At 60.9% G+C, this 12,944-nt stretch carries 12 protein-coding genes and 1 pseudogene; 4 read left to right on the top strand and 9 right to left on the bottom strand.

The features are described from left to right. Positions 1 to 145: 145 nt before the first annotated feature. Positions 146 to 466, bottom strand: a complete 321-nt coding sequence (locus tag AC57B6_RS09520; RefSeq protein WP_496421095.1) for a hypothetical protein — start codon at positions 464 to 466, stop codon at positions 146 to 148. Positions 467 to 801: 335 nt separating this feature from the next. Here AC57B6_RS09520 and AC57B6_RS09515 point away from each other — a divergent pair, with 335 nt between their 5' ends. From AC57B6_RS09515 to AC57B6_RS09505, 3 genes are read left to right on the top strand one after another with little or no spacing between them, the layout of a single operon-like run. After that, on the top strand, positions 802 to 1,224 hold the full coding sequence (locus tag AC57B6_RS09515) for an OsmC family protein (RefSeq protein ID WP_496421094.1): 423 nt from the start codon (positions 802 to 804) through the stop codon (positions 1,222 to 1,224). A gap of 31 nt (positions 1,225 to 1,255) precedes the next feature. Then, positions 1,256 to 2,440, top strand: a complete 1,185-nt coding sequence (locus AC57B6_RS09510) for a thiolase family protein (RefSeq protein WP_496421093.1) — start codon at positions 1,256 to 1,258, stop codon at positions 2,438 to 2,440. Further along, entirely contained in the window at positions 2,415 to 3,362 is a 948-nt protein-coding gene (locus tag AC57B6_RS09505; protein ID WP_496421092.1) for a cation diffusion facilitator family transporter, read from the top strand. Before AC57B6_RS09510 ends, AC57B6_RS09505 begins: the two co-directional genes overlap by 26 nt. 100 nt (positions 3,363 to 3,462) lie before the next feature. On the opposite strand, the gene AC57B6_RS09500 is transcribed toward AC57B6_RS09505, so the two are convergent. The 6 genes and pseudogenes from AC57B6_RS09500 to AC57B6_RS09475 all read right to left on the bottom strand — a co-directional run bounded on the left by AC57B6_RS09500 (position 3,463) and on the right by AC57B6_RS09475 (position 9,991). Next, positions 3,463 to 6,123, bottom strand: coding sequence for a hypothetical protein (locus tag AC57B6_RS09500; protein ID WP_496421091.1), 2,661 nt, complete (start codon positions 6,121 to 6,123; stop codon positions 3,463 to 3,465). 164 nt (positions 6,124 to 6,287) lie between these two features. Further along, entirely contained in the window at positions 6,288 to 6,530 is a 243-nt protein-coding gene (locus tag AC57B6_RS09495) for a thioredoxin family protein (protein WP_496421090.1), read from the bottom strand. Between the two features lie 287 nt (positions 6,531 to 6,817). Beyond that, positions 6,818 to 7,108: pseudogene (locus AC57B6_RS09490) on the bottom strand (transposase); the annotation flags it as partial. 163 nt (positions 7,109 to 7,271) lie between these two features. Then, entirely contained in the window at positions 7,272 to 8,258 is a 987-nt protein-coding gene (locus AC57B6_RS09485) for a permease (protein ID WP_496421089.1), read from the bottom strand. A 103-nt stretch (positions 8,259 to 8,361) separates the two neighbouring features. Then, a complete protein-coding gene (locus AC57B6_RS09480) occupies positions 8,362 to 9,360 on the bottom strand; it encodes a hypothetical protein (RefSeq protein WP_496421088.1) in 999 nt (332 codons plus the stop codon). 85 nt (positions 9,361 to 9,445) lie between these two features. Continuing rightward, entirely contained in the window at positions 9,446 to 9,991 is a 546-nt protein-coding gene (locus AC57B6_RS09475) for a sigma-70 family RNA polymerase sigma factor (protein WP_496421087.1), read from the bottom strand. Between AC57B6_RS09475 and AC57B6_RS09470 the strand changes: the two genes are divergently transcribed. Then, positions 9,982 to 10,368, top strand: coding sequence for a hypothetical protein (locus AC57B6_RS09470; RefSeq protein WP_496421086.1), 387 nt, complete (start codon positions 9,982 to 9,984; stop codon positions 10,366 to 10,368). The genes AC57B6_RS09475 and AC57B6_RS09470 overlap by 10 nt on opposite strands. 28 nt (positions 10,369 to 10,396) lie before the next feature. On the opposite strand, the gene AC57B6_RS09465 is transcribed toward AC57B6_RS09470, so the two are convergent. Both AC57B6_RS09465 and AC57B6_RS09460 read right to left on the bottom strand, forming a co-directional pair. Next, the gene (locus AC57B6_RS09465) at positions 10,397 to 12,001 is read right to left on the bottom strand and encodes a phospholipase D family protein (protein ID WP_496421085.1); all 1,605 of its coding nucleotides are present in this window, start codon (positions 11,999 to 12,001) and stop codon (positions 10,397 to 10,399) included. Beyond that, complete coding sequence (locus AC57B6_RS09460; protein WP_496421084.1) at positions 11,998 to 12,513, bottom strand: hypothetical protein; 516 nt, start codon at positions 12,511 to 12,513, stop codon at positions 11,998 to 12,000. Before AC57B6_RS09460 ends, AC57B6_RS09465 begins: the two co-directional genes overlap by 4 nt. Between the last annotated feature and the right edge of the window lie 431 nt (positions 12,514 to 12,944).

Below are 12,944 nucleotides of genomic sequence, written 5' to 3'. Positions count from 1 at the left end.
CGATACCCGTCGAAGCTTGCCTGCTCCCCGGCAGAATTTCTGATTCGCTTTGTCGGGACGCACAGGAACCATGAACCCACGGCAATTCTTGTCGCACTGCCACCCGAGCCTCACCATTCCTCATCCTCGATGAAAGTAAGCAGGGCTACGACATCTTCACGATGTCCATGACATGCTGAGGCACTAATGAAAGCAGACGCTCGGTGTATTCGGTCGAGAATTTCTCGTCAACGCCGCGACATAGCCAGTTTGCCTTCCGTTCATTCAGGATCTCACGCAGTGCCACCGAAAACGCCGGCAAATCCTGCACGAGCGGCAATGTAGCCTGGAGCACGGTTTCGACCGCCTCGGTCTGTGCCTGCATGAGATTGATCCGCTCCCAGAGCTGGCCGACTTCCTGCTCGATATCCTTCAAGGCCGTTCCCTCATTTTTCATGGATCGTCGCGCCACCATCGCTACCGTCATTCAAGCCGGGAACTTCTTTCATTGAGACCCGGGTGATGCTCGCGTCAGCATGCCTCTCGGGCACAATAGACTCGTTGACCTGGATCAAGTCATCTCGTGGCGTCCGCCGACATCATGGTACCGGCATCAAGGCACGCGCAGCGCCGGGCGGGGACTCCAAGGCATTACGTAGCACCTCATCGAGTCAAGCCAGGGAACCGTTTCGCAAGGACTTACCCAGCGCGATTGGTGATCGGCGAAACCGGAACGTTGCCGCGGTACTGCGGCGCGGAGACACGTCAGTCTTTAGACGCGCGCCTTGGGCATAACTAAGCCAGGATCAGGAGTATGTTCCGATGAGCGAAATACAGCGAAAGATGACTTTTCTGGTTCACGCCCAACGCATCGACGCACACGGTAGTGTCGCGCATTGCAAGCAGGCATCGATCACCCTCGACACGGACCTGGGCGGTCGCGAAGACGCGCTGAATCCGGCTGAGTTGCTACTCGCCGCGCTGTCGGCGTGCATGCTCAAGAGTATCGAGCGCGTCGCCCCCATCATCAAGTTTCAGCTACGCGGCGTCGAGGTGCGTGTACGTGGAGTCCGCCAGGATAAACCGCCCCGTCTCGAATCCGTCGACTATGAAATCGTCGTCGACACGGACGAGGACGATCGGCAACTCGATCTGTTGCATCAGAACGTGAAGAAATACGGAACCGTCTTTAACACCATCGCCCCGGGCACCGCTTTGTCCGGCACGATCCGGCGCGCCATGTGATTTACGCGCCATTACTGTCAGGAGCAAGTCCATGAGCAACATAGAGGTCGTCTTGTGCAGCCCGGTCCGCACCGCGATAGGCACTTACGGCGGGGCAGTCAGGGATGTGCCAGCACCAGCGCTCGGCGCTGTCGTTATCCGCGAAAGTCTGAAGCGTGCCGGACTGTCCGCGGACAAGGTTCAATCGCTCGTCATGGGCAATGTGATTCAGGCCGGGGTAAAAATGAACCCGTCGCGGCAGGCAGGTATCGCCGGCGGGCTGCCGGTCGAAGTTCCTGCGCTCACCGTCAACCGCGTCTGTGGCTCGGGCGCGCAGGCGATCGCTAGCGCAGTGACGGAAATCTGGGCCGGCATGATCGATTGTGCGATCGCCGGCGGGATGGAGAACATGGATCGCAGCCCTTACCTGTTTCCGCAGGGGCGTTGGGGCGCCCGCATGGGCGACGTGACCTTGTTCGACAGCATGCTGATGGATGGGCTCAACGACGCCTTCAGCGGCCAGCATTCCGGCTGGCATACCGAGGACCTGGTGACGCAGTGCGGCATCTCCCGGGAAGACCAGGACCGCTGGGCGCTGCGCTCACAGCAGCGTTTTTCCGAGGCCCAGGCTGCGGGCCTGTTCGACGCCGAGATCGCGCCAGTCGAGGTGCCCGGTCGCAAGGGACCGACTGTATTTGCCAGGGACGAACACAATCGGCCTGAGACCACAGCCGGATCGCTCGCCGCGCTTAAACCGGCCTTCCGCAAGGACGGCACTATCACGGCTGGCAACGCGCCCGGCCTGAACAGCGGAGCCGCCGCGATGATCGTTGCCGGGCGCGGCTGGGCTGAGCGCAACAGCCTGACCCCGATGGCGCGGATCGTCAGTTATGGCGTGGGGGCCGTCGAGCCTGGCTTCTTCGGCCTGGGACCCATTCCCGCCGTGCGGCAGGCCATGGATCGTGCTGGCTGGTCGGTGGCCGACGTGGACCGTGTGGAAATCAATGAGGCATTTGCAGCGATCGCGCTGGCGTGCCTGCGTGAGTTGGGGTTTGCGGAAGACATCGTCAATACGGAAGGCGGTGCGATTGCCCATGGACACCCGATTGGTGCAAGTGGCGCTGTCCTGACGACCCGTCTTGTGCACCAGATGCAGCGGGGCGGCGGACGACGTGGCATCGTTACGCTATGCATCGGAGGCGGTCAGGGCATTGCGCTCGCGCTTGAGGTGTTGTGATGTCCGCGCGAAGCGAAAGGAAGCGATGGCCTTGAGTCACGCCCACGACCACGATCCCCCGCCGTCGAGCTTTGGCCGCGCGTTCGCGATCGGCATTGCGCTCAATATGATCTTCGTGGTGATCGAAGCGATTTTCGGCTGGCGTGCCGGCTCGCTCGCGCTGCTCGCTGACGCGGGACACAACCTCAGCGACGTGGGCGGGCTTCTGCTGGCGTGGGCGGCCCTGGCGGCCGATCGTCTGCGCCCGAATGACCGCCACACGTACGGCTGGCGCCGTGGCTCCATCATGGCGAGCTTTGCCAATGCCGTGATCCTGCTTGTGGCGATGGGTTCGTTAGCGTGGGAAGCGGTGCAACGATTACACTCGCCCGCTCCTGTCGAAGGCACAACGGTGATGGTGGTTGCCGGCATCGGCGTCGCCGTCAACGGCATTACGGCGGCGCTGTTCATGGCCGGCGGGAAAGAGGATCTGAATATACGCGGCGCCTTCCTCCACATGCTCGCCGACGCGCTGACCTCGGTCGGCGTGGTATTCGCAGGAGCACTCTATGTCTGGCAGGGATGGACCTGGATCGACCCCGCTGTAAGCCTGGCGATTGCGGCCGTGATCGTCGTCGGCACCTGGTCGCTCCTGCGGCAATCTTTGCATCTGCTGTTTGACGGCGTCCCCGAACATGTCGACCTTTCGGCCCTGCGCCAGACTCTGCTGGCACTGCCTGGTGTTCAGGCCGTGCATGACCTTCACGTCTGGGCAATGAGCACCCACGAAGTGGCCCTGACCGCGCATCTCGTGATGCCGGACGGCCACCCCGGCGATGCGTTTCTTCGCGAACTCGACGAAACGCTGCACGCCCGCTTCAGCATCACGCACCCTACGATTCAGGTCGAAACGGGCGCGATTGAGCATGTCGACAGGGTCTAGCGGCCGAGCGCCTGCCAGCTTTCTGTGTGTTTCCCGTATCGCCATTACCCTTGTCGCAAGATCAATCCATCGAACTGATGCGTCATCGTCCCGTGTCGACTCAACTCAATCGAGGGCGGCCTGCTTTGCCTCCTGGGTCCGAACCGGACGCCGTCGTTGTCCGGCCGGGGCTTATGTCTTTTATGTCTTGCCCACTCGCTGCGACGGGATTGTCGCCGGACTGGCCATCCGCGCTGGTATACACCGGTGCGAACCCACCGCCCGGTGTTCGGAAATTCGTGGTTTGGCCCTGATACAGGCGAGCCGCAACCCATTGAACCGAGCCGTCGTATGCGTAGTTGCGCAAATCGAACTTGAGCGCCTGTGCCACGTCGTGGTGCCCGATGATCCGCAGGCCAGGCGCAACCATGGTCTGGGCCACATAGTCACCCGCGAGGATGTCCTGCCATACGCGCTTCGTGACCTTGTCACCACGATACGCGGCACGACCGCCGAATCCCGCGGTCGGCTTGAAGAACAATGTACGTCGCTCCGTCCACAAGCGTTCGGCATGCGCGACGTCAACAATTTCCGTGTGCGGGATGCTGTCCAGCAGCATCGCTCGCGCGGACGGCGATACGCCAAGTTCCCGAAGGCTGCTGGCATCGCTGAGCAGTGCGAGGTTTCGCTTGTCCGCGTACAGAGCATGAGCTCGCGGATGCGGCGTGAGCACGACGCTGCGTTGAACGTAGGCCTCCCGCAACGGCGCGCTGTTGGGGTCCGCCAATGCGAAATCCGTCAGCCGGTTATAGACAAGGTCGACTTCCGTCCCGTTGTGCCAAAGCGCACCGGCCCGCAGCACCAACGCGGCAGGATCGGCGATCATGGCCGAGATGCCGTGGCGCTCGAACAGGCGCTGGAATAGTATGAATTCCGGATACAGATATTGCTGCTCCGGCGCTTCGTCAACGATTGCGATAGTGCGCAGCGGTTGCGTGCGTCCTGCCAGTCGCCATTCACTGAGAAACATCGCGACGATGCCACGCTCGAACGCGTCGATGGACGCTGGAGACGGAACCATGCCTGCCATTGCGGGGCAGCAGGCGCGCTGCGCCCGGGCCAGGACGGCATTGAGCAACGCCCCACCGGCGTTGGTATTGATTTCGATCAGTCCCAGGGAGCCTTGGTCCAGATGAAAGTCATAGCCGTAGAACACCCCCCGGTTGCCCGGCTCGTGACGAGCGATGACCGGGGCTCGCGCCAAAACTTCCTGCTGGTACGCCGGCAGTGCGACCACCGATTCGATAGCCTGCACCACTTGCGCCATGCGCTGCACGTGAACATTGGAGATGAAAACTGGCTGTGCTGCAAACAGGTAGGGGCAGCGCTGCCTGACCAGTTCATACAAGCCAGGCTGACCCAACTCCGATTCGAGCGCACGGTCCAGCGCCTCGGCATCCAGACTGATACAGAAGCATTCACGGTTCAGCGCTTCGCTTGTGGTTCTTTCGCTATCCAGGTGACCAGCCGTGACGACGGATGCATCGACATCACTCGCACGCGCGAGCGCGTCATCAGGCAATCGTGGTTGTGTCATAGCCTCTCCATCCGCCTTCTCAGCAGAGCAACCAGCACACCGCCCGCCACGAGCGCGGCGCCGACAGTCCAGGCCAGTACAGCGCCCAGTTCGGTACTGGTAGAACCAGGTGGCAAGGCCAGACGCGATAAAACCAATTTCCGTCGCCCCGAACACGACCGTCAACCAGAACTGCAGCTCGGTCATGCGCAACTGGTAGCGCGTCGTGAGCATGAAGCTCACCGTTTCAAGACGTTCCATCACCGCATCGTAGGCGTCCACGATACCGAGTATGCGCTCGCCGTCTTCTGCCACGGTGTCGCCGAATCGTGTCGTCGCGATGGTGGCGCCGTAATATTCCTCAAGGCTGTCGGTAACCTCCCGCCTCAATTCCAGCAAGCCGCCAATCGTCGTCGGCCCGGTGCGAGCCAGGCGTTCGTCAAGCTGCACCAGTACCGCGCGCTCGGTCAGCAGCAGCTCCAGCGTGAGGACAAACGGCATCGCGCTGCGCGGCGGCACGCCGATGTCGAAGGCGGGGATGGTCGCGTCGTCCTGCCTGTCATGGATGTCGAGTGCCGCACGGCGGCCGAGCAGGGTAATGCCACCCTCGCGGGCACAATAGTCCCGCGCCAGTTCGGTTTCCACCACCGTCTGTTTGAGCGCCCGGGCGGACCGGTCGCGCCACAGCAATCGCACGATATCGTTTGAGAACCCGTCCAGGAAGGCGTCCAGCGTTTGATCCTCCAGACGAAGTACACAGCAGGGCAAGTACTGCCGGTAGTGATCCGATCCGCCCAATTCGCGGTTTAACGGTTGCAGTACCTGCCACATCCTCGCCGGAAGGCCCTCGGGCACATCATCATCATCCAGCCACGCTATCCAGCGACTGACATCCAGTCCCTGCCGCGGGCCAGGTAACCAGACCTCCCAGAGCGCGATGCCTGCGACATGCGTGTAAAGATGCACGTCTGCCACGTTGGGAGTCTCGGGCGTGGCACTATCCACATCGAACAAGATGCGCCCGACTGGCCAATGCCGTTGCCGTTCCGCCGCGAGGAAAGGTACGCCGAGAACGTGGGCTTCGGTCTCGGCGCGAAGAGTCTGATACGCCGCCAACTGCTCTGCCGTGAAAGGCGAGCTCGGGGCATCGCGCTCGAATCTTTCAATACGCGAGCCGACGTCCTGCTCTCCGGTCAGCGTCCCCAAAGAGACAGAAAAACAGCAGGATGAATCCCGGCGTCACCGCCGGTAATGCGGCGCGCGAGTCTGTACTCGCCGGGAGCGTCAGCTTGTCCATCAGATCAGAGCCTGCCTCTGAAGCCTGGTTGCCAGAATCATCTTTATGCCCCGCCTGACGTGGATGCCGGTCCTCAGGACACGCTGGCCAGCCAACTTTCCACCTGTGCCCGGCTGGGCACGCCGCCAGCGTGCATCACTTTGCCGTTCACCACAACGCCGGGCGTGCCCAACACACCGTATTTCATGATGCCGGGGATGTCTTCCACCTTTTCTACTCTCGCCGCGATACGCTTCGCCGCGAGCACATCTTCGATCAGCTTCTGCGTAGCCTTGCACTTCGAACAGCCTGTGCCAAGTACCTTGATTTCGATCATGATCCTTTATATGAACGTCCCCCGTTTGCGAAGGTTTTTCGGGTGTTCCGACATAGACAGGATGGGTTGCAGCTTTATATCCGGCCTTCTTGCAGCCTGATACGCTGCGGGCCCCTATGAAATCCGCTGACTCGCGCCTCATTTCTCCGACGAGCTTGAAGCTCGTATGGTCATGCAGGTTTGGCAAGTCCCAGTCCTACCTGTTTAGTCATCACATACGATCGCCACCGCAACCTTTCGACGTATCATCCTGTGTTAAAAGTTAATCTCTATGGAGTGCAAATCGCTCAAACCGACTTGACACTCACATGCCCTTTTTCATACGGCCGGTCATGGGCCAGCACCGCCCAGATCGTCCGGGCCATCTTGTTGGCGAGCGCCACGGTCACCACATTCGGTGGCCGGCGCTTGCTGATCTGTTCGACCCACGGACCAGGCTCCTTCGCGTGTGTCAGCACGCTGCGGGCACCGTGAATCAGCAACGTGCGCAAATACGTGTCGCCCCTTTTGCTGATACTGCCCAACTGGACCTTCCCGCCCGTTCCTGTCTGCCTGGGCACGATTCCGATGCAGGCAGCAGTTCACTTTGGATCCTCCGGTTTGCCTTGGGAAATCGCCATGATCTCCCACCTTGGGCACTCTGATGCCGTCGGCCCGTGAGGATCCACCCTTCCTTCACTTCCCCACCGGACTTACGGGTGGGGGACGTTCATATCATTTCTCCTGTGGATAAAATTGCGGCTACATCACAAGATTGAAAACGTAGCCAACCAGAACGATGCCGATCGCCACCACGGCGGCGAACAGGGCGATCAGCCTGGGTTGCATCACCTTCTTCAGTATCATGAACTCAGGTAACGACAGCGCGGTCACCGACATCATGAACGCGAGCGTCGTGCCAAGCGCCGCGCCTTTGCCAAGCAGCGCCTGTACCACGGGAATGATCCCGGCGGCATTGGAATACATCGGCACCCCGATCAGTACCGCCAGCGGTACGGACCACCAGGCGCTCTTTCCCATCAGACTCGCCATGAAGTTCTCGGGCACGTAACCGTGGATCCATGCCCCCACACCCACACCCGCAACAATGTAGGGAGCCACTTTCACGACGATCTCCCGCACATGCTTCCAGCCTTGTGCGAAGCGCAGTGCCCAGTCGAGTCCGGCCTCGTCAGCATTGACGGCAGGCATGTCGAATACCCAGGGCTCGACCAGTTGCACCGGATTCATACGCCCGATGACAAGTCCGGCGACGATGGCGATTGCCAGGCCCAGGCCGAGATACAACGCGGCGATCTTCCAGCCGAACATGCCGAGCAGCAGGGCGAGTGCAACCTCATTGACCATCGGTGCCGACACCAGAAACGAAAAGGTGACGCCGAGCGGAACGCCAGCGGTCAGAAAACCGATGAACATCGGCACCGCCGAGCAGGAACAAAAGGGCGTGACGATACCGAGTGCGGCTGCCAGAACACTGCCCAGCGTCTGACGTTTGCCTGCCAGAATCGCGCGGGTCTTCTGCGGGGTGAAGAAACTCTGGAGTACGCCAACAACGAAAACGATCAGCGTTAGCAGCATCAGCACCTTGGGCACTTCAAACAGGAAGAAGCTCGTTGCGCCATACAGACGTGAGTCGGACGCCATGGGCAGCAGGTGCATCACCGCTCCCGTTGCCGGTTCGAGGACGCTGTACAGCAGGCACCAGGCCAGGATGAACAGGATCGGCACCAGCCACGCCCGCCAGGCTGGTCGGTGCCCTTTTCCAGCAGGGATGTTCGAGGTTTGCGTTTGCGTAGTCATGCCATATTCTCCAGAGCACATCTTCCTGGCTTCAAACCGGGCTCACACTGAGCCGGGTGAGGTAGAAGGGTTCCACTGGACCAACTTCCACCATCGCGCCGACCGGCGCCGCTGCGGCCCTGAAGCGCGCGTCAAGATGCGAATTTTCGTGATCCCACACCGACTCCCAGATACCGTGCATGAGATAGGCGCGTAGCGCCCCATCGGGCCGGATTTCCCGGAGGATCTCCGTGCTCACCGCCTTGCGATAGAAGCGGTTGTCGCGGCTGCCCGGCATGCCGGATCCACCGGCCTCACCCTCGGGCTGGCAGGTTTGTTGAGCGACCTCCAGCAGCGGTCCAATCCGGTCATCAAACTCAGGCACGCGTTTCTCCGCAACAAACACGTGATTGGCGACTGTCACCCACTCGCCAGGCGCGGCATGTACGGGGCGCCGAAGGAAATGCAGCAGCGCATCGCGGCTGTGGTAAATACCGTCGCGATCGCCGGCTACCCGCGTTTCGAATATGCGGCGATAAACGGCCATCGGCGCGGAGCCTGGAGTGGTTCTCCCGTCCCTGGCTGAGACCGGATGCAGGTGGGGCAAAAGAAACTGGTCAAACGTCGTATCAATTCCGGCGGCCCGCAATTCCCCCAGGCTGGCAAATCGTGCAAACAGGCTGTAGAACAATGGCAAGGTGCGCGCCTGCAGCCCGTCCAGATACGCCGTGGCCAGCGCCCCCTTGGAGGACTCTGGATAGTTCTTGACCATGGTCGATTCGCCGCTCATCTGCTTGAGGGCCGCATTGAGAAAGCCGGGCTGGACGCGCACACGCTCTACGAAATTCTGCATGGCGGCATCGAATCCAGCCTTGATCTGGGGCATCACGCGAAGCTCCGCGTAAAAAGTCACCGGCCCCTTGACTGTGCCATCATGGACGAACTGGACCGCACCAGTGCCTGCAAGAGCGCTGCCGGCAACCAGGGCAGCGCCGGCAGCAGGCGCCGCGGCAAGAACATGGCGACGCTTTGCGGAAAAAACGGGATTCATTCCAGTGCTCCAGATCGATGGCTTCTTACAGGAGACGAATGGGCGCCGAAAAGGATGCAGCCCTCGGGAAGAAACGATGTCGCGTTCATTTCGGTTCGCGTGGCACATGACAGCAAACCCGACCGCCCTCATCAAAACGGACCTGGCAGTTGCGCGTCAAAACGTCGCGCATCCGTTGTCGTGCCCGCTGGACGCGGGATTTCGCGCCCGGCAGACTGAGATGATGCGCGTCGGCGAATGCCTGGAGTTTCATGCCTTCCAGATCGCAGCGCTGGATGATCTCGCGGTCTTCATCGGACAGTTCCGTAAGCACGCGATCAAGACAATCGGTCAGGGCATCGACCGGCGCAATGTCGTCGCGATCTTCAATCAGATCGTCGGGTAGCGGTACCGCGTTCTTGCGCAGACGGCTGTGGTCGACCAGTGCGTTGCGCGCAACCTGGAACAGCCAGGCGCGCGGATTGTCGAGTGTGCAAAATGCGCCACCCTGCTGCATGGCCTTCAAAAAAACATTCTGCAGCACGTCTTCGGCCAAAGCGGGGTCCCCGAGACGGTGGGTCAGATACCCCTGGATCTCGGATCGATACTGGTGCCACGCACGCTGCGCACAGGCATTGGGTGATGTGGTCATTTGAGCCTCACAGCCATGTTGATGTGCCTGGTTTTCTTGCAGTCCGATATCAGCCTGACCCGATGTATCGTCGGCCTCGTCGGCTGCAACTGCAGCCACAGATCGACGGCAGTAGTCGACGTCGTATCCTGGCGGACAATGTTAACAAGGACTGGCCACTGACGATTTCTCCACCGACTGCCATCGCCCTTTCGCCATCTGCCGAAAGTCGCCTGGCTTTCCCGGCCATCGGCATGGTGGTGAAAAGTGTTATGTCACGATGCGACACCGTAGTGGTGACCGGGGCGAACTCAACTACCGCGCCGGACAGTGCCACTGCGATACAGGAAGCGGCGACGTCCAGACACCGCCACGATACCCACGGCGACGCCATCTAACCTGGCCTCGCCTTCAGCTTCGGATCGTCTACAGCAACGCTTCCGGCACCAGCGCCCCCACCAGACGAGTCATCCAGCGACGCCATTCGCCGGCTAACGGCTCGTGGCGATAACGCACGGGGCGATCGTTCTCGATGCAGTCCCAATGCAGCGATGCATTCGCATTGCCGGCTTCATCGAGTTCAACGCGGAACGCCTCGTCCGGAGCGGTAGCGTCGTCGAACAGGGCTGTCAGTTGTTTTCCTAATTCTCGGCTCTCGATTCTCAGCGCCACCTCTGTATTCAGGTGCTTGGATCGGGGGTCGAGATTCATCGACCCGAGGAACACATCCTTGCCGTCGACCACGATTGCTTTGGTGTGCAGACTCGCGCCAGAAGACAGCCCCGTGCGTGCTGGCCTGGTATCGGCTCCGCTGGGTCGCAGCTCATACAATTCCACGCCACAAGCCAGCATGCGAGGGCGATAACGCGCGTAACCCGCGTGCACCACCGGAACGTCGGTGGACACCAGCGAATTGGTGAGGATGCGCACCCGTACCCCGCGGCGGGCAATCCCGCATAGCACCTGTAATCCGCGTTCGCCAGGCACCAGGTAGGGTGTCACCATGATTACTTCCTTCTGGGCGTTCTCGACGGATTGGTGCAACACCGAAAAGATCGGCCCCTTCGTTTCAGCAGCGTCAGTACGTTGAAGGCCTGGCACGTTGTAGAGAGCCTCCGCGGGTGCCGTGATCAAGGGAACCGTCCCCGCTCGCACAAGGCGACCGAATGCTTTCTCGCGCAGCGAGCGAACATAGTCGCCTTCCCGGAACCGGTTCGCGCGCTCGGCCATCTCGCTCCATGCCTGCTCCAAGCCGGCGTTCATCTTCGGAGGACCGGTGATCGATTCGATCGGCAGCGCCCATTCGCTGTTCCAGAATTGGTCGAAACTGCTGGATACCTCACTCACGACGGGCCCGGCAGCCAGCACATCGAGGTCGCCAAAGTCTCGCTCCGGCGCCGCGTTGAAATACGCGTCCCCCAGATTGCGCCCGCCGATCACCGCAACCGCGCCGTCGGCAATCCATAGTTTGTTGTGCATGCGTCGGTTCAAACGATCACTGTCGCCGAGCAACTCAAGCGCGCGCGACAGGCCGAAGCCGCCGCGCAGCGCAAAGGTATTGAACAGTCTCACCTCCACATTGGGGTGCTGGGCGAGGATCGCCAGATCCGACTCGTGATCGACGGCATTCATGTCATCGATCAGCAGGCGCACACGCACACCGCGCTCTGCGGCCCGCAGTGCGGCGTACAGCAGCATCGTGGCAGTCGTGTCCTGTTTGACGATGTAGTACTGCAGATCGAGCGTGCGTTGCGATGATTCTGCAAGAGCGGCGCGCGCAGCGAAGGCGTCCTGCCCGGTGACCAGCAGGTAAAAGCCCGATTGGCCCGGCGTGGCCGCCAGTTGTGGCAGGTAGCTTTTCCCCAGCACCGTCAGAAGCGGCTGGTCGAAAGCATACGACGGCGCTCGCGGCACGGCGAATCGAACCGACGGGCAGCCGGCGAAGAGCAGCGTCAGCGCAATGGTAACCACCCATCGGCGGCAGACTCCGCATTTCAGATTGGCGATTACGCCATCGAATGGATGGATCACGGCATCCTCACCGATGGTTCAACTTTGTGGAACAAGTCACGGCGACGGGCTCGACGCATATCTAAAGAACCGTGTTCCACCCGATGACCCCATGTCATCGGGCACAAGAGGTCATCGGTGAGCAGAAGAACTGGTTGCGCAGCCCGCCGTGCCAGGTCGTGCATCTGCCGGTTGATGTGTTGCACGAATGCGCCGCGAATGTTGCAGTTGACCTCGCGATCACGCATGAACAGCAGCGCGGTGGCCGTCTCGACGGCGATGCCAATGTCCGCGCCTTTCATAATCGTGGGGCGGTCACGGAGCCCGGGTGATCCAGACCGATCCGCCACTCCCCTGGCTAGCGAAGCCGTGGCACCAACCATAGCAGCGCGTTGAAGAAGGCGGAAGGCATGCTGGTGAATACGGCGGGCGGTCAGAACGCAACTAAGCTGCCAGGCACCGCAGGCCAGCACCAGGCCATCGACGTTACTCGAATTGTGACCGGCATCGGCCAACAAGATCACGGAATCCACCTTCACCTTCGGGCCATAAAAAGCTTCGACGGCACAAGGACGACGGTGAGCATCATCGCGAGTGGCAAATGTGCGATCGCCTCCTGCACCTATTCCTCGTTTTCTTCTAGCCGACGAGGTAGACGGCCGGGAATACGCGTAGCTGATCCCACCAATCGGCCCTGTGAGTCGCGCGGAACGGCTAACTCCTGCAAAAAATTTCGCATCGTTCCGCTGTTGGGAAGTTCTGGCATCAAATACCAAAATACCCAAACAACAGGGTCTGGATATGACCCTTGACTTGGCGTGCAGATAACCAGAGCGAAAACGCTATGCGAGTTCAGCGCGACAGGGACGATCTTCGTCCCTGCGATGAGTCAACAGAAACGTCGGTCAAAGCTGAGATTCGCAAATAGGTCGCGAGCATCGCACCGCGAAACAGGCAACCAAGC

The organism is Paraburkholderia sp. BGA-UO-ETr-F12 (assembly GCF_059567945.1).
This window is presented reverse-complemented; position numbering and strand designations above follow the sequence as displayed.